We start from the raw sequence: 24,040 nt of genomic DNA on the forward strand, positions 1-24,040 counted from the left end.
CGGTATTACGGAGGTGAGTGTGGCAGAGCAACTGGAGTTTTTCCCTATCCAGAGCCCGTGCCGGGGGATTTGTCAGGTAGATGAACGCGGATATTGCCGCGGGTGCATGCGCACCCGTGATGAACGTTTTAACTGGCAAAACTTCAGCGACACGCAAAAGCAGGAGGTGCTGCGACTTTGTCGACAGCGTCTTCTGCGCAAAATACGCGCAAACAAAGCCGCTGAGACCGAAGAACCCCAGCAACCTTCACTTTTTTAACACGGTAATTGCGTATACTCATGACATCACGTCCTTGAGGAAAATGTTATGGTTCAGCGAATTACCCTTGCCCCCCAGGGGCCAGAATTCTCCCGTTTTGTGATGGGCTACTGGCGCCTGATGGACTGGAATATGTCCCCCCTCCAGCTGGCGAGCTTTATTGAAGAGCACATCGATCTGGGCGTCACCACGGTCGATCATGCGGATATATACGGTGGCTACCAGTGTGAAGCCGCGTTTGGCGAGGCGCTTAAGCTGGTGCCTGCACTCCGGGATCGCATGGAGATCGTTACGAAGTGTGGGATTGCCACCACGGCGAAACCGGAACACGCCCTTGGGCATTACATCACCGACAGCGCGCACATTATCAAGAGCGCCGAGCAGTCGCTGGTCAATCTGGCAACCGATCGCATCGACCTGCTGTTAATCCACCGCCCGGACCCGCTTATGGATGCCGATGAGGTGGCAGAAGCCTTCCTGAACCTGCATCAGAGTGGGAAAGTGCGTCACTTCGGCGTCTCAAACTTTACCCCGGCGCAGTTTGCACTGCTTCAGTCTCGTCTGCCGTTTACCCTGGCCACCAACCAGGTTGAGATCTCCCCGGTACACCAGCCGCTGCTGCTGGACGGGACGCTCGATCAGCTCCAGCAACTGCGCATTCGTCCGATGGCCTGGTCGTGTCTGGGGGGCGGGCGCCTGTTCAATGATGATGAATTCCAGCCGCTGCGCAACGAGCTGGAAACTGTCGCCCGCGAACTGAACGCCGGGAGCATCGAACAGGTGGTGTATGCGTGGATCCTGCGCCTGCCGTCAAAACCGCTGCCGATCATCGGTTCCGGCAAAATCGAGCGCGTACGTGCTGCGCTGGGGGCGGAAGCGCTGCAGATGACCCGTCAGCAGTGGTTCCGCATTCGCAAGGCCGCGCTGGGTTACGACGTGCCTTAAACCGCCAGAAGCTGACTTTCCGGTGAAATCTTTGCCTCTGGTATACACTTAAGGGGCAAAAAATAACCAGCGGAGGTCATATGAAGCGTTTTGCTCTGGCACTGGTCACGCTGGTTGTTTGCGCAGGGGCGCAGGCAGCCAGCGACGAAGTGGAAATGAATCTCGTCACCTCTCAGGGTGTGGGTCAGTCCATCGGAACGGTGAAAATCACTGAAACCGATAAAGGACTGGAGTTCGCCCCGAACCTTAAAGCACTCCCTCCCGGCGAACATGGTTTTCATGTTCATGCCAAAGGCAGCTGTCAGCCCGCGTTAAAAGAGGGGAAACCGTCGGCGGCGGAAGCGGCAGGCGGCCACCTTGACCCGCAGCACTCTGGCAAGCATGAAGGCCCGGAAGGTATGGGACATCTGGGCGATTTGCCCGTGCTGGTGGTGAATAACGACGGTAAGGCCACAGAGCCCGTTGTCGCCCCGCGTCTGAAAAAGCTGGATGAGGTGAAAGGCAAAGCGCTGATGATCCACGTCGGCGGCGACAATATGTCCGATCAGCCTAAACCGCTTGGCGGCGGTGGGGCACGCTATGCCTGCGGGGTGATCTGATCCCCAATTGTGCCCGGTGGCGGTGCCTGTTCCAGTTGTGACAGCGAGCAGTGCAGCCGCCAGATTATCGAGGCCAAATCACGGGCTGCGGGGAGATGATGTCTCGCCAGGGTATCGCAGATCCGCTGCAGTTCATTCAGCGTGGCTTCCAGCGGCCGCTGCTGGACCCCGCGTTCACTCATGACATCGCGCAGCAGGGAGATGCACACATCACGAACCTGCGACAGAGGATCGGAACGCGTTTCCCATGCCCGAAGCTGCCAGACCACGTGTGAACAGTTCAATAGCACCACGCCCCAGCGCAACAGCCAGCGTCGGGAAAGCGCATCCTGGCTGTTATTCAGCTGGCTGACGTGGTGATAAACCAGCGATTCATACTCACTTTCACGCAGATGCGGTTTACGGCTGAGCTGGTCGACAAAGCCCCGGCGTAGCTCCCGGATGTGCCGGCGGCTCTTGCGTGCATCGGAGCCGGGACGCAACACGGCGAATGCCAGCCAGGCCAGCCCCACGCCCAGGATCTTCGCCAGATTGTCATTAAGAAAGTCGGCGTAATCATACACCGGCGGATTCGTGACCGAGATAAACGATCCCATAAAGACAATCAGCTGTCCCCAGAGACCGGCCAGTTTTGGCATTTGCAGTTTCAGAAGCTGCATGGTCGTTAACAATGGGAACAGGAACAGCAGGAACTGCCACAGATCGCTTACCTGCACCATCAGGCCAAATTTCACCACAAAACTGAACAGGGACAGCAGCACCAGCGTGCGCAGCAGAAGCGTCAGGGAGTTGAACGGCGAGGCCGCGACGGAGTAGAGCACGCAGCTGATGGCGGCAAGCGTCAGGGCCGCCGTACCGGATTCCCACTGCGTGGTGATGCTCCACGCGCCGACCAGCATCAGCGCACAGAAGGTGCGAAAACCGCTCCACATCGCTTCCAGATAGTCGGTATGCCTTGCGAGGGCCGGGCTGCCGGGGACGTTGAATTCTGTCAGTGGAGTCGCAGTCTCGACCGCCTTAATCCAGCGACTGCTGCGCAGGTAAAGCCGACAAAAGTAATTCAGACGCTGCCAGAAGGCGCGATGGCGGTAGTCGTACTCATCAACCGGGGCGAGCGGGGCGATGATCCGTGCGACCGTATAGATGTCTGCATCCGGTCGCGCAAGGGCCGCGAGTAGCGTTTCAATCACAGCCCGGGTGTTATCAGGTGGCGCTGGCCAGTTGAGCAGCATCCGGCGCAGGCTGGAGATCGCGCTGGTCATCCGTAACTGCTGGTGCAGTAAATAATTTAGCAGCGTATTCTGACGGCGAAAGCGGTAGTGGCTCCAGAATGCCTGAATACGCAGCAGGTTCATCGTCAGGATCTGCCCAATAACCTTTTCATGGGCGAGACGAATATCATCGCTGGTTTCCGGTTGCCACAGCAGGCTCGCATGCTCCAGCAATCGGGTGTGCATGGTTTTCAGCGCGGTGATGAGCGCGGTGCCGTCGGAGGTGCTGGGCAGGATCATCATCATGAAGCCGCCACTGAGGATCCCGACAATCACTTCGCAGACGCGTGCCTGAGCAATATCCCACAGCTCAGTGGTGTCGAGCACGTTTACCACCGGAAAAGCAATGATGGCAGCGGTATAGCCTGCCAGCTGAAACGCGTAGGCGACGTTATTGGTAAAATGGGCGCAGGCCCAGGTGCAATATCCCAGCCACGCCGCCATGCTCAGTAAGAACAGCCAGGGATCGTTCAGCGTATGGCCGGCGATAATTAACGCCGCAGTGGCACCCAGCAGGCTGCCTGCGATACGGCCAAGGCTTTTGCTGATCACCCCGCCGACGGTGGGGAAACTGACCACCGCCGCAGAGGTCATTGCCCAGTAGGGTTCATCCAGATTCAGATAGTAGGCGACGGACAGCGCAAGACACATGGCAATACCATTACGCAGCGCGTAGCGCCACTGGGGACGCGTCGCTTTCATCCACGGCGTGTTTTGCCAGGCGAAAACCGGCAGCTTCATCAACGGTTTCCGATGGAGACGGTGCAGGTCGTGCCGGATACCAGCGTGATGTCCTGCGGTAATCGGTCAAACTCCACGCGAACCGGTACGCGCTGAGCCAGGCGCACCCACGGCACGTTTGGCTTAATGTCCGGTACCAGCCCTGAATCCGTTTCCACGCTTTGATCGTAAATGGCCCGGCCAATGCTGGATACGTGACCCTGTAACTTCTGCGAGCTGCTATAAAGCGTTATCGCGGCAGGCGAACCCGCGCGGATATGGCGCAGTTTGGTCTCTTCAAAATAGCCCACAACGTAGAAGGAGTGGCTGTCGACGAGGGCGAAAACGGGTTGTCCGGTGGTGGCATAATTGCCCACACGGGCGGAAAGATTGGTTACCCATCCATCAACGGGAGCGGTTATAACCGTTTGGGTCAGCGCCCACTGGGCCTGTTTAAGCGTGGCTTCGGCCACCCTGACGTTCGCCTGCATCGCCTTTACGTTGATATTCGCGGTGTCTAAGTCTTCCGCTGAGATGTAATTTTGCGATAAATGCCGGCGCCGGTTGGCCTCGTTATTGGCTTTTGCCAGGTCAGACTGGGCTTTTGCCAGCTGCGCTTCGGCATTCAGAATGGCAATGTGGTACGGGGTATCGTCGATCCGGAATAACACCTCTCCCTTTTTCACGTACTGGTTATCCTTAACCCGCAGCGTCGTGATGCTTCCCGACACCTGAGGCGTGATGCTGACCTGCTCAGCGCGAATTTTTCCGTCTCGCGTCCAGGGCGACTGCATGTAAAAATTCCATAACCACCAGCCCGCCACCAGCGCGAGGGCAAGAACAAACAGCGTGGAAAAGTATTTCAGCGTTTTCAGAGGCATAGTCACCACACCAGCAAAACAGCAAGGCCCAGACATACGGAGAGGGCAAACAGGGAAAGATCCATCAACATGGGATGCCAGATTTCGCCTGAGTACATCCAGTCTCGAAGCAGACGATGTGCGATGAGCCAGAGCATAAAGCCCACCAGAACGGCTTTAAACAGGGGAGGAAAGTAGACTGACGCACCGAAAATCAGGTCCTGAAGGGGTAAACCCTCCGAGCGATGAAAAAACGTCACGGGCAGAGATCCTTTGCAGTGAACAGAATGCCGCGTTGGCTTGTCTGAGTAAGAGAAAGCATCACAATTCAGTGTAAGTCATACTTTTAAGTTCGATGAATGCAGTATTGCATTTGTTTTGGCAATACAAATGCTGCACACTATTCTAAAATCAGTATAATAACTTAGCAAGCTAATTATAAGGAGATGAAATTGGAATCGCCATTAGGTTCTGATCTGGCAAGGTTGGTACGCGTCTGGCGTGCTCTGATTGACCATCGCCTGAAACCTCTGGAATTAACACAGACGCATTGGGTCACGCTGCACAATATTCATCAGCTGCCGCCCGATCAGTCACAAATTCAACTGGCAAAAGCGATCGGCATTGAGCAACCGTCGCTGGTGCGCACACTTGATCAGCTGGAAGAGAAGGGACTGATCTCCCGACAAACCTGCGCCAGCGATCGTCGCGCTAAGCGGATTAAACTCACAGAGAAAGCGGCGCCCATCATCACTGAGATGGAAGCCGTGATCACCAAGACCCGCGGTGAAATCCTCTCAGGCGTTTCACCGGCGGAGCTGGAAATGCTCATCAGCCTCATTGCACGCCTTGAGCAAAACATCCATGAACTGCAGTCACGCGACTGACATCCAACAAGGCCTTGCACGCGCAAGGCCTTTTTCTTACTTAAAAACCACCACCCGATTACGACCCGTCTCTTTCGCTTCATACATCGCTTTGTCGGCGCTTTCCACGCAGGTTTCTGCGGTTATCGCCGGTGACGTTGCCGTAAATACCCCCATACTGATGGTAATCGGTTCCGGTAGCTGACCGCCGCTGCTGGTTTTATCAAAGCTGCTGAGCTTTAACCGGATGCGTTCAGCCACCTGGTATGCCGCCTCTGATGAGGTGTTGGCCAGCATCAGAACAAACTCTTCTCCGCCGATACGGGCGGCAATGTCCTGTGGGCGCACGGAGTCCATCAGCAGGTTGGCGACGAACTGCAGAACTTTGTCGCCCTGAAGATGCCCGTAGGTGTCGTTGATACGCTTGAAGCGATCGAGATCGCTGACGATAACGGAAACAGGACGGCTAGTTCTGGTGATTTCCAGTGCCTGATTTAACGATTCATAAAAATAACTGCGATTATAAAGTCGGGTGAGCGGGTCGCGAATCGAGTTCTGATACGACTGTTGATACTTGACGTGCGAGTCACGATACAGCCTGAATACATCGTAAAGCAGAACAAAAATAATCAGTAGCGTGGCGATAGTTTCAAATAACCGGGCGCGATACCAGGAGATATCTTCGGCATGCCCACCCGCTAACAGCATTGCAAGCGTGACGATATAGCAGACGCAAAGAAAATTACCTCCCACCCAGAATAAATTACGCACGCGGGTAACAAACATCAGTGTGGCTAATGTTACGACCCAAACGACAATTAATAAAATATTAATGCAGTGGCTCCAGAGCACCATAAACTGACGGGTTTCATTATCAACCAGGTCAATAGATAACAATGGTGAATGACTGGAATAGATCCATGCCAGCAGCACCATAACGGCGGTAAAGAGAAAGGCACTACTGACAATAGCGATATGCGCCATCCGCGAAAGGGGGTGATTGCGCGTGGTATAGAGTATTGCCGCGACGATAATCAATACCGCCATTAAGAGATGACGGAACATGTAATAAATCATCGCATCGTTGTAGTTCACGACGTTGAACTGATAAAGATCCAGCCAGGCGGGAAAGCTGGTCAGCGTTCCGATCATCAACGATGCCGATCCGGCGAAAGCGAAAGCAAACGCGATCAGATATAAGCGTCGCCTGTCACACCAGTATTTCATCGCCATAAAACAGGCAATAAAAAGATGAAACACCAGCAAGAAAATGGTGAGGGTCGGGAACAACAGCGGTGAAAAGGAAGGCACCCATTCAACGAGTTTTGAAAATAGCGTTTGTAATATACCGGTGACAATAATGCAACCGAAACAGAACGAGATATAACGACCTTTTACAGAAAGACGATTCGCAACCATATAAGTTTTAACAAAATTATCATGAGTAAGGGAGAGGTAATTGCGAAGAGTCTAACTAATTAATGCGATAAATACTTTGCGCAGAAACAATTTAGGTCAGATTAATTGATAGGGTGAATTAATGTAATTTGTAAATATATTCACGCAAATGATATATATTGTAAATGGATGTGGCCCAGGGGCCACATCCATTTTTATTTAACGTGGGGAAACGGTCACCTGGCTACCGTTGCTGGCCAGTACAACACGCTGGCCTGCTGAGAAGCGGGTGTTGCCTTGTTTCTGCACAACCATGATCGTGCTGCCATCGTCTTTACGAATTTCCAGCTCTACGCCCTGAGATTTATTCATCGCACCCTGAACGCCCTGGCCTGCCACGCCACCTGCAACGGCACCTGCGGCTGTCGCCAGAGAGCGGCCAGTACCGCCGCCGACGGTATTCCCCAGGAAACCACCCAGTACGGCACCGCCGATTGCGCCCATCACGTTGTTTTCATCACCACCCTGGATCTGTACAGGACGTGCGTTAACAACGGTACCGTAAGTCACGTTCTGAACCTGTTTCGCTTCAGAAGCGCTGTAAACGTCGCCAGAAAGTGAACTGTCGTTCACACAGCCAGCCAGAGTTAAACCAATCAGCGAAACGCCCAGTACACGTAAAATCATTTGAATCTCCTGTTCACCAAAAACGCCCCATTCCGGGCATCCGTTATGGCTAAATTATATGGCATAAGGGGCCATCGTTCATATCTTTGCACTAACAATAGGAAAATTGTACTTGAATTTGACTTAACGAGACATAAACAGGATCCGCGCGTGTTAGCCGTCTGACATTGTTAAAAAATATTATCCCCGGATGGCAAAGCAACGCTGTTTATGGTTGAGTGGGTAACCTTAGCCCACGCAACGTAAGGAAAGCGCATGAAATCGGGTCGCTACATTGGTGTGATGTCTGGTACCAGTCTGGATGGGGTAGATGTCGTTCTGGCCGCCATTGATGAAAACATGGTGGCGCAGCAGGCGAGCCTGACCTGGCCAATCCCCCTTTCACTGAAAGAGGATATCCTGAGTATCTGTCAGGGCCAGCAACTGACCCTCTCCCAGCTTGGACAACTCGACGTCCGTCTGGGAGCGCTGTTTGCGGATGCGGTGCTGGCCTTGATGCAAAAAGAACATCTTCGTCCGCAGGATGTGGTAGCCATTGGGTGTCATGGACAAACGGTCTGGCACGAGCCGGGCGGAGACGCGCCGCACACTTTGCAAATCGGCGATAACAACCAGATTGTGGCGAAAACGGGTGTAACGGTAGTGGGGGATTTTCGCCGTCGTGATATTGCGCTTGGCGGCCAGGGGGCACCGCTGGTGCCCGCGTTCCACCAGGCGTTACTGGCCCATCCGTCCGAACGGCGTATGGTGCTCAACATTGGCGGGATTGCCAATCTCTCGATGCTGATCCCGGGGCAGCCTGTTCGCGGCTACGACACGGGTCCGGGCAACATGTTAATGGATGCCTGGATCTGGCGGCAGTGCGGGCAACCGTATGATAAAAACGCAGAGTGGGCGAGCGAGGGTAAAGTGATTATCCCGCTGCTGCAGTCCATGTTGAGCGATCCCTATTTTGCTTTACCGGCGCCGAAAAGCACCGGGCGAGAATACTTCAACTTCGGCTGGCTTGAACGCCAGTTGGCCTCCTTCCCGGCGCTCGCACCACAGGATGTTCAGGCGACGCTCGCCGAGCTTACGGCCGTGTCGGTCTCCGAACAGGTGTTGCTCAGCGGCGGATGCGAACGCCTGCTGGTGTGCGGCGGTGGAAGCCGCAACCCGCTGGTGATGGCGCGTCTGGCCGGGCTGCTGCCGGGTACCGAAGTGACAACAACCGATGCGGCGGGCATCAGTGGCGATGATATGGAAGCCCTGGCCTTCGCCTGGCTTGCCTGGCGCACCGTTGCCGGACTGCCGGGTAATTTACCGTCGGTGACCGGGGCGCGCGAAGCCAGCGTGCTGGGTGCGATTTTCCCGGCGAATCCGCGTCATAATCAGAGTTAACTGAAATTCAGCGCTGCGTCCCGTCGTTACAATGGAATGAAACAGGAGGGCAGGCATGCCCTCCAGGACCAGGAAAGTCTTCGGAATACGCCCATGAAAAAAGTTCTTCTTATTGCCGCGCCTTTATTGCTGTCAGGATGCAGCGTCTATAACCAGCTCCTTGAGCGCATGCAGACCGATACGCTGGAGTATCGCTGCGACGAAAAACCGCTGACCGTGAAGCTCAATAATCCCCGCCAGGAAGCCAGTTTTGTTTACGACAATAAATTGCTGACGCTGAAGCAGGGTATCTCGGCCTCCGGTGCGCGTTATACCGACGGTATCTATGTCTTCTGGTCGAAAGGTGACAGCGCCACGGTCTACAAACGCGACCGAATTGTGCTGAACAACTGCCAGCTCGAAAATCCGAAGCGTTGAGATTTTTACAGGGGCGGCGCACAATAGCGCCACCCAATCTCAATGTTAGCTAACGCCATGTCAGATAACGACGAACTGCAGCAAATTGCGCATCTGCGCCGTGAATACACCAAAGGCGGCCTGCGTCGCCAGGATCTTCCCGCTGAACCCCTTGTGCTTTTTGAACGCTGGCTGAAACAGGCCTGCGAAGCGAAACTTGCCGACCCAACGGCCATGGTTGTCGCGACGGTTGATGAAAACGGGCAACCGTATCAGCGCATCGTATTGCTCAAGCATTATGACGAGAAAGGGCTGGTGTTCTATACCAACCTGGGTAGCCGTAAAGCGCACCACTTAGAAAACAATCCGCGTATTAGTCTCCTGTTCCCCTGGCATATGCTGGAACGTCAGGTGATGGTGACCGGCAAAGCGGAACGCCTCTCCACGCTGGAGGTGGTGAAGTACTTCCACAGCCGTCCGCGTGACAGCCAGATTGGCGCCTGGGTATCAAAACAGTCCAGCCGCATCTCTGCCCGTGGGGTGCTGGAAAGCAAGTTCCTGGAGCTGAAACAGAAGTTCCAGCAGGGTGAAATCCCACTGCCCAGCTTCTGGGGCGGTTTCCGTATCCCCATTGAGCAGATTGAGTTCTGGCAAGGGGGCGAACATCGCCTTCACGACCGCTTTTTGTACCAGCGCGAAGAGGGCGGCTGGAAAATCGACAGACTGGCACCCTAATCCCCGAAATTTGTTGATTTAAGCGCTAGCGCACACCGCGCTTGCGCTTTATTCTATGTTCCTTTCGCATCAGGCGAAAAGTCGTGTACCGGCAAAGGTGCAGTCGTTTATACATGGAGAATTTGATGGCAAGCAGTAACTTGATTAAACAATTGCAAGAGCGGGGCCTCGTGGCCCAGGTGACGGACGAGGAAGCGTTAGCAGAGCGACTGGCGCAAGGCCCGATCGCGCTCTATTGCGGCTTTGATCCCACCGCTGACAGCTTGCATTTGGGGCATCTTGTTCCATTGTTATGCCTGAAACGCTTCCAGATGGCAGGCCATAAGCCTGTTGCCCTGGTGGGCGGCGCGACCGGTCTGATTGGCGACCCAAGCTTTAAAGCCGCTGAGCGTAAACTGAATACCGAAGATACCGTGCAGGAGTGGGTGGATAAGATCCGCAAACAGGTTGCACCGTTCCTCGACTTCGACTGTGGTGATAACGCCGCGATTGCCGCGAACAACTACGACTGGTTTGGCAGCATGAACGTGCTGACCTTCCTGCGTGACATCGGCAAACATTTCTCTGTTAACCAGATGATTAACAAAGAAGCCGTGAAGCAGCGTCTGAACCGTGACGACCAGGGTATCTCCTTTACCGAGTTTTCGTACAACCTGCTGCAGGGCTATGACTTTGCCTGCCTGAACAAACTGCACGGCGTTTCCCTGCAGATTGGTGGTTCTGACCAGTGGGGTAACATCACCTCCGGTATCGATCTGACCCGTCGCCTGCATCAGAACCAGGTATTCGGTCTGACCGTTCCACTGATCACCAAAGCCGACGGTACCAAATTCGGTAAAACGGAAGGCGGCGCGGTATGGCTTGATCCGAAGAAAACCAGCCCGTACAAATTCTACCAGTTCTGGATCAACACAGCGGATGCCGATGTTTACCGCTTCCTCAAGTTCTTCACCTTCATGGACATTGCTGAGATCAATGCGCTGGAAGAAGAAGACAAGAACAGCGGTAAAGCGCCACGTGCCCAGTACGTGCTGGCGGATGAAGTGACCAAACTGGTGCACGGTGAAGAGGGTCTGGCCGCGGCAAAACGCATTACTGCCAGCCTGTTCAACGGTACCCTGAGCGATCTGAGCGAAGCGGACTTCGAACAGCTGGCCCAGGACGGCGTGCCAATGGTTGAGATGGAGAAAGGGGCTGACCTGATGCAGGCGCTGGTGGACTCTGAGCTGCAGCCTTCACGCGGTCAGGCGCGTAAAACCATCGCCTCTAACGCGATCACCATCAACGGTGAGAAACAGGCCGACCCGGAATACACGTTCGTCGACGGTGATCGCCTGTATGGCCGCTACACGCTGCTGCGTCGCGGTAAGAAAAACTACTGTCTTGTCTGCTGGAAATAAGTCACAGTCTCCAGGGGCGTGGGAAACCACGCCCCTTTTGTTTTTTCAGGGTTTGGTAAGCATATAATGAAGAACATCCTCGCCATTCAGTCCCACGTTGTTTTTGGACATGCTGGCAACAGCGCAGCGGAATTCCCGATGCGCCGCCTCGGCGTAAACGTCTGGCCCCTCAATACCGTTCAGTTCTCTAACCACACGCAGTACGGCAAATGGACCGGCTGCGTGATGCCGCCTTCACACCTCACCGACGTTGTGCAGGGCATTGCCGATATCGACCAGCTCAAGCGCTGTGACGCCGTACTGAGCGGTTATCTTGGTTCAGCGGAGCAGGGGGAACATATCCTCGGCATCGTGCGTCAGGTGAAAGCGGCAAACCCGGCGGCTAAATACTTCTGCGACCCGGTCATGGGGCATCCGGAGAAGGGCTGTATTGTGGCGCCAGGGGTGGCAGAGTTTCACGTCCGCCATGCGCTGCCCGCCAGCGATATCATTGCGCCAAACCTGGTTGAACTGGAGATCCTCTGCGAGCATCCGGTGAATAGCGTAAAAGAGGCAGTAAGCGCGTCCCGCGAACTGATAGCCCAGGGGCCTGACGTTGTGCTGGTAAAACACCTGGCGCGCGCAGGGCTAAGCCAGGACCGTTTTGAGATGCTGCTGGTCACGAAGGACGACGCCTGGCACATCAGCCGTCCGCTGGTGGATTTTGGTCAGCGCCAGCCGGTAGGGGTTGGAGATGTCACCAGCGGTCTGTTGTTGGTGAAATTGCTGCAGGGAGCCGCGCTGCAGGATGCGCTGGAGCATGTTACGGCGGCAGTATACGAAATTATGATGGCGACGAAAGTGATGCAGGAGTATGAACTGCAGGTAGTTGCCGCGCAGGATCGTATTGCGAAGCCGGAGCACTATTTCAGCGCGACGCGGCTCTGAACGATGCCGGGTGGCGCTGCGCTTGCACGGGTCTGAGAGGTATTGTGCAATTTATTGGTAGGCCGGGTAAGCGTAGCGCCACCCGGCAAAACAGACCGCTCGGTTAACTCAAACCTTCTGCTTTCAGCGCCGCAGCCACCGCAGGACGCTCCGCCACGCGTTTCATATACGATGCGATATGGTCTAACCCTTCCAGATTCAGCTTAACCGCGCGCGCCCAGCGCAGTACGGTAAAGAGATACGCATCAGCAATGGTGAAACGCGACCCGCCAATCCACTGTTCGTCTTTCAGCGATTCGTTGACGTACTGCAGCTTTTTCTCAAGAAGGGCGCGCAGGGTTGGTTTAAACTCTTCCGGCGTATCAGGGCGGAACAGGGGCGTAAAGCCTTTGTGCAACTCGGTGGCAATGTAGTTCAGCCATTCCAGCGTCTTGTAGCGCGAGATGGTGCTGACCGGGGCCAGCAGCTGGCGATCGGGCACGCTGTCGGCCAGGAACTGCATAATCGCTACGCCTTCGGTCAGCAGAGTACCGTCATCCAGCAAGAGTGCCGGAACTTGTCCCTTCGGGTTAATGGCCAGAAAATCATCGCCGTTTTCCAGACGTTTTTTCATCAGATCCACACCATCCAGCGTGAAATCTTTGCCGCTCTCGCGCAGCGTGATATGCGAAGCAAGAGAGCACGCGCCCGGTTTGTAGAACAGTTTCATCGGTAACTCCTTTTTGCTGAGGTTTCAGCTATGTTAGTGCGCGAACAGATAAAAAAAAAGCCGCTAATAGATTAGCGGCTCATCGTTTCTCAATCACATTACGCGGTAGCGGTTTTGGTCACTTCAGCGGTCTTATTGTCGTCCTGAGTCATACGATTCAGTTTCGGTGCGGTCAGCAGCATCAGCGCGGCAATAACGGCAGTCGCGATACCAATCTGCATGAACACGGTACCGTAGACGTTCAGAGAAACCAGTGGGTCCGTGACGTTTTCCGGTACCGCCATCAGGTTAGCAATCTTGCCTGCGATGATTGCCGCACCCGCGGTAGTCAGGAACCAGCTACCCATGATGAAGCCCATCAGGCGCTGTGGCACCAGTTGAGCAACCATTGCCAGACCCAGACCGGAGATCATCAGTTCGCCGATAGACTGCAGCGCGTAGCTCAGGATCAGCCAGTTCACGGACACGATACCTGCGTCGGTGGCAAATTTGGTACCCAGTGGCAGCACCAGGAATGCGCCAGAGCACAGCACCATACCAATCGCAAACTTGTGCGGCATTGGCAGACGGTCACCCATCTTGTTATAGATAGCGGCCAGAATCGGGCTACCAATCATGATCCAGAACGGGTTCAGTGCCTGATACTGCTCCGGCTCAAACGCGATGCCCAGAATAGAGTGCTCAACGTTACGAATCGCGAAGAAGTTCAGAGAAGTAGGCATCTGGCTGTACAGAACGAAGAAGATAATCGCTTCCAGCATCAGGATGAACGCCACGATCATCTTACGACGGGCAGCGCCCTGCATGGCGAACGCTTCTTTCGCAAAGATCACCACGATACCCAGTGCAACCACGCCCAGAACCGCACGCGCAATACCCTGGTTGTGCAGCAGCCAGGTGGCGATCGTGGCGAGGATCACCACGCCCACAATGGTCGCCAGCAGTTTGCCCATATGCACAGGTTCGAAGTCTGGTTTTGAACCGTAATCTTTAACCCAGCGCTGGCAGAAAGCAAAGTTCACCACGGTGATCAGCATACCGACCACGGAGAGGGAGAACGCCACGCTCCAGCCGAATTTAGCGGCCAGCCATGGGGTTGCCAGCATGGAGAAGAAGGAACCGATGTTGACGGACATGTAGTACATGGTAAATGCACCGTCCAGACGCGGGTCATCTTTGCTGTAGCAGGTAGAGAGCAGGGAGGACGGGTTCGCTTTGAACAGACCGTTACCGACGGCAATCGTCGCCATACCCATATACACCACAGCGGCATCGTGCCCGGACCATGCAACCAGTGCATAGCCAATCGCCAGGACGATGGCGCCAAGCATGATGACACGTTTAGTACCGAGAACTTTATCACCCAGCCAGCCGCCGATAGCGACCAGGCCGTACACCAGAGCACTGAAAGAAGAGAACAGCGTGATGGAATCGGCTTCGGACATACCCAGCTGTTTTACCAGGTAAACCGCCATGATCCCTTGCAGGCCGTAATAACCAAAACGCTCCCATAACTCGATAGAGAAGATGAGATAGAACGCTTTAGGTTGTTTAAAAGCGTTAAGACTCACGCTTTCATCTGTTGGTTTATTGTTTGCAGTCGACACATATACCTCTTTTTTTACATCCCATATTAACGGGGGGTGTGCATAGCGTGATGGCCGTAGTCCATCCGCCTTATAGTTATATTGGGAGGAGAAACGGCGGGTAATGTTCACTATCCTGACCCGTCTGGCAATACGTTTGTAATAATCTGTTACATATATCTGGGGTGGTATAATCTTCGGTTCATACAAATGTTATTTAGCGTTAAATTTCATACAGTGAGGAAAGGTAGTTTTTTCGACTGGCAATTACCGGCTCTGACGGGCTTTTGGCGATATCTTCTGCTATTTGCCGCTTGATGCAGTGATATAGCCCATATTCTGAAAAATAGCTGGTCTTATGTTCGGTTTAAGACGAGAGATATCTTATGCCACAAAGGGTTTAGCCGGATTTTAACAACAAAAAATCAACATGAAGTTATCAGGGTGATCATGATCACAGATGTATAGAAATTTTTGGCTATGAAAAAAGTATTAACCTGTTTGAGCGTTAAAGAACCGAATAAGTGACAGGTGAGGCGAAACAAAAGGCGGACAAAAAATGGCCAAAAGAAGAGCGTTTGATAGCCCCTCTTTTGCTAAGGGGTTGAGTGCTCAGGGATAGACTTTTTCTTTGTATTCGCAGAGATCTTCAATAATGCAGGAGCCGCAGCGAGGCTTACGGGCAATACATGTGTAACGGCCGTGCAGGATCAGCCATTGATGACAATCAACCTTAAATTCGGCAGGTACCACTTTTAACAGCTTCTCTTCGACCTGTTCGACGTTTTTACCCGGGGCAAAGTTGGTCCGGTTCGACACGCGGAAAATATGCGTATCCACGGCGATAGTAGGCCAGCCAAACGCGGTGTTCAGCACCACGTTCGCCGTTTTGCGACCGACGCCCGGTAACGCCTCCAGCGCGGCGCGGTCCTCCGGTACTTCACCACCGTGCTGTTCGAGCAGGATCCGGCAGGTCTTAATCACATTCTCGGCTTTGCTGTTAAACAGGCCGATGGTTTTGATATAGGATTTCACGCCTTCCACACCCAGCTCCAGCATGGCCTTCGGCGTATTGGCGACCGGATAGAGCAGGGCGGTGGCTTTATTGACGCTCACGTCGGTAGCCTGGGCAGAGAGCAGCACGGCGATCAGCAGCTCAAACGGGGAGGTAAAATTCAGCTCCGTCGTCGGGTGCGGGTTCTCGTCCCGCAGACGGGTCAGGATCGCAATGCGCTTTTCTTTATTCATGAGGCCTTCTCGGGTGTCCCTTCCAGAACGCTGCGCTCAGCCGCGCGGCGCTTACGTTTCTCATCAATCAGGTATTTTATCGCCAGCATCATGCCGAGGCCAATAAACGCGCCAGGCGGCAGCATCGCCAGCAGGAATGGCGTATCGGTGTGGAACACTTCAATGCGCAGCGCTTTGGCCCAGCCGCCCAGCAGCGCGTCCGCGCCGTCAAACAGCGTACCGTTGCCGAGGATTTCACGCAGCGAACCCAGCACGAACATGGCGCAGGTGGCGCCCATACCAATGGAAAAACCATCCAGCGCCGACATGGCCGGGCTGTTTTTCACCGCGAAGGCTTCCGCACGCCCGACCACGATACAGTTGGTGACGATCAGGGGAATAAAGATCCCAAGCGACTGGTACAGACCGAACGCGTAAGCGTTAATCAGCATCTGGACGATACTGACCACCGACGCAATGATCATGACGTAGATCGGAATACGAATTTCCGACGGCGTCCAGCGGCGCAGGGCAGAGATGGAGAGGTTGGTCAGGGTCAGCACCAGCGTGGTCGCCAGACCCAGACCGAGCGCGTTGGTGGCGGTGGATGTCACCGCCAGCAGCGGACACATCCCCAGAAGCTGTACCAGCGCGGAGTTGTTCTTCCACAACCCCTGGACAATAACCTCTTTAACCTGGCTCATGATTACTCCTCACAGGCCGGAAGATTGTTGATTTGCGCGGGCAGCGTTTCAGCATACAGCCCGGCTCGTTTTACAGCGTTCACCACGGCACGCGGCGTGATGGTCGCGCCGGTGAACTGGTCGAACTCACCGCCATCTTTCTTCACCGCAAACGCGGTATCCTCTTCGCCATGGATCACTTTACCGGCAAAGTGCAAAATCCAGTCGCTCAGACGGGTTTCAATCTTATCGCCAAGACCCGGCGTTTCATGATGTTCCGTGACGCGGGTGCCCAGTATCGTACCGGAGAAATCGCTGCCCACAAGCAGCTGAATGGCACCGGAATAGCCGTCAGGTGCCGTCGCTTCCATCACCGCGCCTACCGGTTTATCCCCTTTGCGGGCAATAAAGAGGCGGTGCGGGCCTTTCCCCAGTTGCGGCGCGTCTACCACAAAGCAGCTTTTTTGCAGGTCATTATCATAGAAATCTGACGGGATCACCTGATCGAACAACGCTTTTTGCTGCTTCGACGCCTGCTCTTCGATCGTGGTTTTGGTCAGAGCGTTAACCAGCGCCGTCAGCCCTGTCAGGACCGCGGCGAAGACAGCCAGCGTGACGCCGTGTTTTTGCATCGTTTTTAACATGGCGAAACCCTTAGCGATGGCCGTACACGCGTGGACGCGTGTAATAGTCAATGAGCGGAACGGTAATATTGGCGAGCAGGACAGCAAACGCCACGCCATCCGGGTAACCACCGAAGCTGCGAATGAGCCAGACCAGTAACCCCGCCAGCGCGCCGAAGATCAGACGCCCGCGGTTAGTCGTGGAGGCTGTCACCGGATCCGTCAGGATAAAGAAGGCACCGAGCATGGTCGCACCGGAGAGCAAGTGCATTTGTGGGCTGGCCAGTGATTCAGGGGAGAAGACCCAGCCCAGCGTGGCGCAGACCGCCAGCGTCACCAGGAAGCTGACCGGAATATGCCAGCGAATGGCTTTCTGCTGCAGCAGGAACAGGCCGCCAAGCAGATACGCCAGGTTGACCCACTGCCAGCCGGCCCCCGCCAGCATGCCGCGATAGATGGCGGATTGCATAATCTGCTCAACGCTATGGCCGGCATGCAGGGAGGTTTTAAAGGTATCAAGCGGCGTTGCCTGGCTAATCCCGTCCACTCCCATACGCAGCGCGTTCATATCCGCTCCGAGCGCCGTATGGCCGGAAAAGATAACGTGCAGGGCATCCATGAAGCCCGGAACCGTGGCCGCAATGTCATGCGGCGGCAGCCAGCTGGTCATCTGCACCGGGAAGGAGATCAGCAGCACCACGTAGCCAATCATCGCCGGGTTAAACGGGTTATGGCCCAGTCCGCCATAGAGCTGTTTCGCAATGATCACGGCAAACACGGTGCCGAGGACCACCATCCACCACGGGGCAAACGGCGGGATACTGATGGCCAGCAGCAGGCCGGTCAGCAACGCGGAGTTGTCAGCGAGAATACGGGAGACCGCTGCCTTACGCAGCTTAAGCACCAGGGCTTCTGCCGCTAAGGCGCTGACACAGCCGAGAAGTATCTGGAACAGGGTTCCCCAGCCGAAAAACCAGCACTGAACGGCAATGCCCGGCAGGGCCGCCAGGCAAACCAGCATCATAATGCGCGATGTCTGACGCTGGTTATGGGTGTAGGGGGAACTTGCGATTCTGAAAACCATTTAATCCTCGTTAACTGCTTGCTGTGCGGCTTTCTTTGCCTGAACGCGCGCAATGGCGGCGGCGACGGCGGCTTTGCGTGGGGCATCGTTAGCGGCCTGCGGTTGCGTTTCCTGCTGCGCCGCCTTACGGGCTTTGGCGCGGGCAATGGCCGCTTCGACGGCGGCTTTACGCGGGTCGACCGGGGTTTCCGCTTCTGCCGCAGGCGTCTGCTGCGCCGCTTTACGGGCTTTAGCACGCGCAATGGCCGCTTCGACGGCCGCTTTGCGCGGATCGACCGGGTCCTGTTCTACCACCACCGGTTGCTCTCCGGCTTTGCGGGCCCTGGCGCGGGCGATTGCCGCTTCGACGGCCGCTTTGCGCGAATCGACCGCAGCATCCGCCGGGGTCGTTTGTGCTTTTTCTGCCTGACGGGCGCGAGCGGCGGCCTTGCGTGCTTCACGTGCGGCGATCGCTTCGCTGTTATCCGGCTTTTCACCCGCCGGGATCACGACAGGCTGCGCCGCATTGGCTTTTTTCTCGCGAACGCGGGCCAGTGCGGCGTTAATCGCATCCTGATCTTTCTCGCCAGGCTGAACGGCAGCCTGTTTGTGGCGCTCCTGACGGGCGAGTTTTTCGCGTTCCAGTCGCGCCTGGCGCGCTTCAAAGCGTGCTTTGGCTTCTGCGGCCCGTTTCTCTTCCATGGAGATGGCATAAATTTCAGCCTTCTCCTGACGGAAATACTGCACCAGCGGAATGTTGCTTGGGCAGACCCAGGCGCAGGCACCGCATTCGATGCAGTCGGCCAGGTTATGGGCTTTCGCTTTGTCATGCAACTGGCCTTTGCTGTACCAGTACAGCTGCTGTGGGAGCAGATCGGCAGGGCAGGCATCGGCACAGGCGCTGCAGCGGATACAGCCTTTCTCTTCCTGCTCCGCACCCATTTCGCTCGTTGAAGGCGCGAGCAGGCAGTTGGTAATTTTCACTACCGGAACGTCCAGCCACGGCAGGGTAAAGCCCATCAGGGGGCCGCCCATGATCACCATCTGGTCGCTGCCCGGGCAAAACTCAGCCTGTTCCAGCAGGTGACGCACCGGCGTACCCAGACGCGCCCAGACGTTGCCCGGGCGAGAGACCGACTCCCCGGTCAGCGTCACGACGCGCTCCGTCAGCGGCTCGCCGTCAATCACCGCACGCTTCACGGCGTAAGCGGTGCCGACGTTCTGCATCAGCACGCCGATATCTGAAGAGCGTCCGCCGTGCGGTACCTGCTTGCCGGTGAGAATTTGCGTCAGCTGTTTAGCACCGCCAGAGGGGTACTTGGTCGGGATCACGCGCAGGCTGATATCATGGCTACCCGCCAGCACGGCACGCAGCATGGAAATAGCCTGCGGTTTATTGTCTTCGATACCAATCAGCACTTCCCGCGGTTGCAGAATATGCGCGAGGATGCGGATGCCTTCCACTACCTGCGCGGCGCAGTCCTGCATCAGACGGTCGTCGGCGGTGATATAGGGTTCGCACTCGGCGGCGTTGATAATCAGCGTCTGGATCTTATCGCCACCGCCGCGCAGTTTGACCCCGGTCGGGAAGCCTGCGCCACCCAGACCGGCAACGCCGAACTGATGAATGCGTTCAATAAGCGCTTCACGGCTGCGGGCGCGGTAGTCGTTCCAGCCGTCACGTTCAATCCAGCGGTCTTCGCCGTCGGCTTCAATAATGACGCTCAGCTCTGAGAGCGCTGACGGATGCGCCACCGTATGGGGCGCAATGGCCACCACCTTACCGGAGGTGGGGGCGTGCACCGGCAGCATACGTCCGCGCCCAAAGGTCAGGGGCTGACCGCGAAGGACGGTATCGCCCTCTTTTACACACAGCTCACCCTCAGCGCCTATGTGCTGCTTCAGCGGCATGACGAAACGGGTCGCCAGCGGAATTTGACGCAGCGGGGTACCGCTGGACTGGGTTTTCATCTCCGGTGGATGGATCCCACCGTCAAAGTCCCAAATCTTCTCTTTTCTGAAAGCAGAAAATAACTTAAGCATGTTGTTCCACAGGAATGATGCGAACCGGAATGGTTTGAAGATCCCATTTCCAGCTTTCGGTAGTCGGTTCAACCGGGCGCAACTCGATACATTGCGTCGGGCAGGGGGCCACGCAGAGGTTACAGCCGGTGCACAGATCCGCCACCACGGTGTGCATGGCGCGGGTTGCGCCAACAATGGCGTCCACAGGGCAGGCCTGAATACATTTGGTGCAGCCGATGCAGTTTGCTTCGTCGATCACGGCGAGGGCACGTACCGGCTCCTGGACGTCCGCGTCGCCATCCACGGGCTGCGGGTCAACGTTCAGCAGGGCCGCAATTTTCAGCATCACCGCTTCGCCACCGGGCGCACAGCGGTTAATTTTTTCACCCTGAACCCCTACCGCTTCGGCATAGGGGCGGCAGCCAGGGTAGCCACACTGCCCGCACTGGCTTTGCGGCAAAAGCTCATCAATTTTCTCAACAACAGGATCGTCCTCTACCGCGAAACGGCGGGAGGCGTAGCCCAGGATAAGGCCAAACGCCAACCCCAGAACGCTGATAGAGGCGATGGCAATCCAGATAGCATTCATTACAACTTCACCAGACCACTAAAGCCCATAAAGGCCAGAGACATTAAACCGGCGGTCACCAGTGCAATCGCGTTACCGCGGAAGGGCGCAGGGATATCCGCTGCGGCCAGGCGCTCGCGAATGGAGGCGAACAGCACCATGACCAGAGAGAAACCGACTGCCGCAGAGAAACCATACAGCGCCGACTGCATAAAATTGTGGCCAAGGTTGATGTTCAGCAGCGCCACGCCGAGTACCGCGCAGTTGGTGGTGATCAGCGGCAGGAAGATACCCAGCAGGCGATAGAGCGCCGGGCTGGTTTTGCGCACCACCATTTCGGTAAACTGCACCACCACTGCGATAACCAGGATAAAGGCCAGCGTGCGAAGATAGGTTAACCCCAGCGGGATGAGGATCCACGTATCAATCCACCACGCGCAGATGGACGCCAGCGTCATCACGAAGGTCGTCGCCAGCCCCATCCCCATTGCCGTTTCCAGCTTTTTGGAAACGCCCATAAACGGGCACAGGCCAAGGAACTTCACCAGAACGAAGTTGTTAACCAGCACGGTGCCGACAAAGAGCAGTAAGTAATCGGTCATTATTTAGCCTGAAATAAAAAAGCCGCCTATTATCGGATAAACCCACGCAGGCGACAACAGGTTATCTGTAAGGTTATTACGGGTTCACAAAGGTGTTTTTCACCCGCGTTGAACGCTTGAAATAGGGCACCAGCAGCGCCGCGGCCAGCAGAGGGAAAAGCAGCTGACGGACGGCCAGGGCATCAGAAACGGGCGAAAATGCAAAGGCCTTCACCGCCAACAGAACCGAAATCAGCAGCCAGATAATGTAGTGTTTAGGCACGCTTTTGCGGCGCTTAAAGAAGGCGATCGTCAGCCACAGCGTGTAGTACCACATCCCAATCGCGAAAACGAACGATACAAACCACATCGCAATATTAAGCACGCTTTGCGACATCAGGGTCTGAATGGCATGAGGGGTAATCAGCGCGGTGGTATAAAGCAACAGCGCAAGTGATGCGCTTAATAAAGCAACCAGCAGCCATGCCAGTGGGGCGATTAACCAGCCTCCAATGCGTTCTCCAGGCGTTGCGGTCATGAACTCTCCCATAATCTGCGCGAAATGTTGTACAGCCAGTTTGCAGGGCGGAGAGTATATAACATTTCGCGCGGATGGCTACTTTCTTATAGAACGTAACGCCAGACAGACTTCGGTACTTCACCCACATTGAACAAACGACCTCCGGACACCAGCTCCGCTCGACGATGATCGGCGGCGCGATACATATTGATGATCTCCTGATTATCCGACAGGGTGTAGTTCAGATGGTCAAACAGTTTTTCCAGGCTCTCAAGCGAATTGATCTTGCGAAATTTTAATAAATAGTCCTGAACTGTCATATTAATAAGTTTCCATATAAAAGATGTGTAATACCCGTTAAGGTAATTTGTTCGAATAATAAACGGATTAATAAAGACGTAAACAGCCCACTCAGGTAACGCGACGAAATTAGGAGTTTTCTTTGCTGAAATTCAGGCATCAGAAGATGCCTGGAAGAGAAGGTTAACCGTGTTCACCAGGGCTGGCAATACGTAACTGACATATTATGTCACTCTTTATTGCCGTAACCGGTTACTTAGGTTGGGCGACAGTGACAGGCTCCGGCGGCTGGTAGTTATCGATATGGCTGGCGACGCCAAGCAAAATGACCGATACCCCAAGAACAATCCATCCCGCTAATTCAATGATTCGATTAATAATTGACGTCATGATTCGTAATTGTACTTTATCCATAAAGACCGGGTGCAAATGTTACAGCGAGCTTTTCCCGACGGCAAGGGCTTTGGGAACGGTTCCCCTAAACAAAATCAGCAGGTTAATACTATGTAACAAAAACAACCGACACAACCTGCTATTTTAAGTCATATGGCTCATTATTAATCTGTGGTAATGCCAGACTACCCAGTGTGAAATAAGAACGTCATAAAAGAGGATGGCACTATGAGTGATAATATCCGCGTCGGGCTTATTGGATACGGCTACGCGAGCAAAACGTTTCATGCGCCTCTGATAGCCGGAACGCCGGGGATGGCGCTGGCGGCAGTCTCCAGCAGCGATGCCGCTAAAGTTCATGCCGACTGGCCTTCCGTGCCGGTTGTCTCTGAGCCTAAACATCTTTTCAACGATCCGAACATTGATTTAATCGTTATCCCCACGCCGAACGATACCCACTTTCCGCTGGCAAAAGCCGCGCTGGAAGCCGGTAAACACGTGGTGGTGGATAAGCCCTTCACCGTGACGTTGTCACAGGCTCGCGAGCTGGATGCGCTGGCGAAGAGTCTGGGCAGGTTGCTGTCGGTTTTCCATAACCGCCGCTGGGACAGCGACTTTCTGACGGTAAAAAGGCTTCTCGGTGAGGGTACGTTAGGCGAAATCCTCTTTTTTGAATCGCACTTTGACCGCTTCCGCCCACAGGTACGCAACCGCTGGCGCGAGCAGGCCGGTCCGGGCAGCGGCATCTGGTACGATTTAGCCCCGCATCTGCTGGATCAGGCCGTGAATCTTTTTGGCCTGCCGGTGAGCATGACGGTCGATCTGGCCCAGCTCAGGCCCGGGGCGCAGACCACGGATTACTTCCACGCCGTGTTAAGTTACCCGCAGCGACGGATAGTGCTGCACGGCACGATGGTCGCGGCCGCGGAATCCGCCCGTTATATTGTCCACGGCACGCGCGGGAGCTATGTGAAATTTGGCCTCGATCCCCAGGAGGACCGGCTGAAAAATGGCGAGCGTTTGCCGCAGGAAGACTGGGGCTACGATATGCGCGACGGCGTTGTCACGCGGGTCGAAGGTGAAGAGCTGGTCGAGGAAACCCTGCTGACAATCCCGGGTAACTATCCGGCGTATTACGCGGCCATTCGCGATGCGCTGAACGGCTCGGGGGAGAACCCGGTGCCAGCCAGCCAGGCGATTCAGATTATGGAGCTGATTGAACTGGGGATTGAATCTGCCAAACATCGCGCCACGCTTTGTCTGGCATAAGTTTTAACTATTTTGTAGGCCGGGTAAGCGTCAGCGCCACCCGGTAACGG

27 protein-coding genes are annotated in these 24,040 nt (G+C 55.3%); 10 read left to right on the forward strand and 17 right to left on the reverse strand.

The genetic code is table 11. The features are described from left to right. The first annotated feature begins 19 nt into the window (after positions 1-19). From C1N69_RS09690 to sodC, 3 genes are all read left to right on the forward strand, one after another. Entirely contained in the window at positions 20-259 is a 240-nt protein-coding gene (locus C1N69_RS09690) for a DUF1289 domain-containing protein (protein WP_014883562.1), read from the forward strand. A gap of 48 nt (positions 260-307) precedes the next feature. Further along, positions 308-1,204, forward strand: a complete 897-nt coding sequence (locus C1N69_RS09695) for an aldo/keto reductase (protein ID WP_045284923.1) — start codon at positions 308-310, stop codon at positions 1,202-1,204. 80 nt (positions 1,205-1,284) lie between these two features. Then, positions 1,285-1,803, forward strand: a complete 519-nt coding sequence (gene sodC, locus C1N69_RS09700; protein WP_094917650.1) for a superoxide dismutase [Cu-Zn] SodC — start codon at positions 1,285-1,287, stop codon at positions 1,801-1,803. On the opposite strand, the gene C1N69_RS09705 is transcribed toward sodC, so the two are convergent. From C1N69_RS09705 to C1N69_RS09715, 3 genes are read right to left on the reverse strand one after another with little or no spacing between them, the layout of a single operon-like run. Further along, positions 1,782-3,815 carry an FUSC family protein gene (locus C1N69_RS09705; RefSeq protein WP_155031071.1) on the reverse strand — a complete coding sequence of 678 codons (2,034 nt, stop codon included), beginning with the start codon at positions 3,813-3,815 and terminating at the stop codon, positions 1,782-1,784. The genes sodC and C1N69_RS09705 overlap by 22 nt on opposite strands. Next, entirely contained in the window at positions 3,815-4,675 is an 861-nt protein-coding gene (locus C1N69_RS09710) for an efflux RND transporter periplasmic adaptor subunit (protein ID WP_155031072.1), read from the reverse strand. The genes C1N69_RS09705 and C1N69_RS09710 overlap by 1 nt, the downstream gene beginning before the upstream one ends. Positions 4,676-4,677: 2 nt before the next feature. Beyond that, positions 4,678-4,914, reverse strand: a complete 237-nt coding sequence (locus tag C1N69_RS09715) for a DUF1656 domain-containing protein (RefSeq protein WP_025758344.1) — start codon at positions 4,912-4,914, stop codon at positions 4,678-4,680. Between the two features lie 186 nt (positions 4,915-5,100). On the opposite strand from C1N69_RS09715, the gene slyA reads away from it, so the two are divergent. Next, positions 5,101-5,541 (forward strand): transcriptional regulator SlyA, encoded by a 441-nt coding sequence (gene slyA / locus C1N69_RS09720; protein WP_021241135.1) that lies wholly within the window; start codon positions 5,101-5,103, stop codon positions 5,539-5,541. 36 nt (positions 5,542-5,577) lie between these two features. Here slyA and C1N69_RS09725 read toward each other — a convergent pair whose 3' ends face one another. Both C1N69_RS09725 and slyB read right to left on the reverse strand, forming a co-directional pair. After that, positions 5,578-6,939: a sensor domain-containing diguanylate cyclase gene (locus C1N69_RS09725; protein WP_155031073.1), complete on the reverse strand. Its 1,362-nt coding sequence runs from the start codon at positions 6,937-6,939 to the stop codon at positions 5,578-5,580. Positions 6,940-7,137: 198 nt separating this feature from the next. Then, a complete protein-coding gene (gene slyB / locus C1N69_RS09730; RefSeq protein WP_025758346.1) occupies positions 7,138-7,605 on the reverse strand; it encodes an outer membrane lipoprotein SlyB in 468 nt (155 codons plus the stop codon). Positions 7,606-7,860: 255 nt separating this feature from the next. Between slyB and anmK the strand changes: the two genes are divergently transcribed. The 5 genes from anmK to pdxY all read left to right on the forward strand — a co-directional run bounded on the left by anmK (position 7,861) and on the right by pdxY (position 12,443). Then, positions 7,861-8,985: an anhydro-N-acetylmuramic acid kinase gene (gene anmK / locus C1N69_RS09735; protein WP_025758347.1), complete on the forward strand. Its 1,125-nt coding sequence runs from the start codon at positions 7,861-7,863 to the stop codon at positions 8,983-8,985. Between the two features lie 93 nt (positions 8,986-9,078). Continuing rightward, on the forward strand, positions 9,079-9,402 hold the full coding sequence (gene mliC / locus C1N69_RS09740; RefSeq protein WP_059385806.1) for a C-type lysozyme inhibitor: 324 nt from the start codon (positions 9,079-9,081) through the stop codon (positions 9,400-9,402). Between the two features lie 57 nt (positions 9,403-9,459). Next, on the forward strand, positions 9,460-10,116 hold the full coding sequence (gene pdxH, locus C1N69_RS09745) for a pyridoxamine 5'-phosphate oxidase (RefSeq protein ID WP_025758349.1): 657 nt from the start codon (positions 9,460-9,462) through the stop codon (positions 10,114-10,116). A gap of 125 nt (positions 10,117-10,241) precedes the next feature. After that, a complete protein-coding gene (tyrS, locus tag C1N69_RS09750) occupies positions 10,242-11,516 on the forward strand; it encodes a tyrosine--tRNA ligase (RefSeq protein WP_025758350.1) in 1,275 nt (424 codons plus the stop codon). 66 nt (positions 11,517-11,582) lie between these two features. Then, entirely contained in the window at positions 11,583-12,443 is an 861-nt protein-coding gene (gene pdxY, locus C1N69_RS09755; RefSeq protein WP_155031074.1) for a pyridoxal kinase PdxY, read from the forward strand. A 103-nt stretch (positions 12,444-12,546) separates the two neighbouring features. On the opposite strand, the gene gstA is transcribed toward pdxY, so the two are convergent. From gstA to blr, 12 genes are all read right to left on the reverse strand, one after another. Further along, entirely contained in the window at positions 12,547-13,152 is a 606-nt protein-coding gene (gene gstA / locus C1N69_RS09760; protein WP_025758353.1) for a glutathione transferase GstA, read from the reverse strand. Positions 13,153-13,250: 98 nt separating this feature from the next. Next, positions 13,251-14,759, reverse strand: a complete 1,509-nt coding sequence (gene dtpA / locus C1N69_RS09765; RefSeq protein ID WP_155031075.1) for a dipeptide/tripeptide permease DtpA — start codon at positions 14,757-14,759, stop codon at positions 13,251-13,253. Positions 14,760-15,350: 591 nt separating this feature from the next. Continuing rightward, entirely contained in the window at positions 15,351-15,986 is a 636-nt protein-coding gene (gene nth, locus C1N69_RS09770) for an endonuclease III (protein ID WP_155031076.1), read from the reverse strand. Next, the gene (locus tag C1N69_RS09775) at positions 15,983-16,669 is read right to left on the reverse strand and encodes an electron transport complex subunit E (RefSeq protein ID WP_008500569.1); all 687 of its coding nucleotides are present in this window, start codon (positions 16,667-16,669) and stop codon (positions 15,983-15,985) included. The genes nth and C1N69_RS09775 overlap by 4 nt, the downstream gene beginning before the upstream one ends. Before the next feature lie 2 nt (positions 16,670-16,671). Further along, a complete protein-coding gene (gene rsxG / locus C1N69_RS09780) occupies positions 16,672-17,292 on the reverse strand; it encodes an electron transport complex subunit RsxG (protein WP_047958396.1) in 621 nt (206 codons plus the stop codon). A 10-nt stretch (positions 17,293-17,302) separates the two neighbouring features. Then, positions 17,303-18,355, reverse strand: coding sequence for an electron transport complex subunit RsxD (rsxD, locus tag C1N69_RS09785; RefSeq protein ID WP_155031077.1), 1,053 nt, complete (start codon positions 18,353-18,355; stop codon positions 17,303-17,305). Beyond that, positions 18,356-20,377, reverse strand: a complete 2,022-nt coding sequence (rsxC, locus tag C1N69_RS09790; RefSeq protein WP_155031078.1) for an electron transport complex subunit RsxC — start codon at positions 20,375-20,377, stop codon at positions 18,356-18,358. Next, positions 20,370-20,948, reverse strand: coding sequence for an electron transport complex subunit RsxB (rsxB, locus tag C1N69_RS09795; RefSeq protein WP_155031079.1), 579 nt, complete (start codon positions 20,946-20,948; stop codon positions 20,370-20,372). The genes rsxC and rsxB overlap by 8 nt, the downstream gene beginning before the upstream one ends. Then, positions 20,948-21,529, reverse strand: a complete 582-nt coding sequence (gene rsxA, locus C1N69_RS09800) for an electron transport complex subunit RsxA (protein WP_008500564.1) — start codon at positions 21,527-21,529, stop codon at positions 20,948-20,950. The genes rsxB and rsxA overlap by 1 nt, the downstream gene beginning before the upstream one ends. Before the next feature lie 76 nt (positions 21,530-21,605). Beyond that, on the reverse strand, positions 21,606-22,046 hold the full coding sequence (locus C1N69_RS09805; RefSeq protein WP_023311379.1) for a DUF2569 domain-containing protein: 441 nt from the start codon (positions 22,044-22,046) through the stop codon (positions 21,606-21,608). An 86-nt stretch (positions 22,047-22,132) separates the two neighbouring features. Continuing rightward, positions 22,133-22,348, reverse strand: coding sequence for a transcription modulator YdgT (ydgT, locus tag C1N69_RS09810; RefSeq protein WP_006174966.1), 216 nt, complete (start codon positions 22,346-22,348; stop codon positions 22,133-22,135). A 232-nt stretch (positions 22,349-22,580) separates the two neighbouring features. Continuing rightward, positions 22,581-22,706 (reverse strand): division septum protein Blr, encoded by a 126-nt coding sequence (gene blr / locus C1N69_RS09815; protein WP_168112406.1) that lies wholly within the window; start codon positions 22,704-22,706, stop codon positions 22,581-22,583. Between the two features lie 243 nt (positions 22,707-22,949). Between blr and C1N69_RS09820 the strand changes: the two genes are divergently transcribed. After that, the gene (locus C1N69_RS09820) at positions 22,950-23,990 is read left to right on the forward strand and encodes an oxidoreductase (RefSeq protein WP_025758366.1); all 1,041 of its coding nucleotides are present in this window, start codon (positions 22,950-22,952) and stop codon (positions 23,988-23,990) included. Positions 23,991-24,040: the final 50 nt, after the last annotated feature.

It is taken from the genome of Enterobacter sichuanensis, from assembly GCF_009036245.1.
In the GTDB taxonomy this organism is placed as follows: Bacteria; Pseudomonadota; Gammaproteobacteria; order Enterobacterales; family Enterobacteriaceae; genus Enterobacter; species Enterobacter sichuanensis.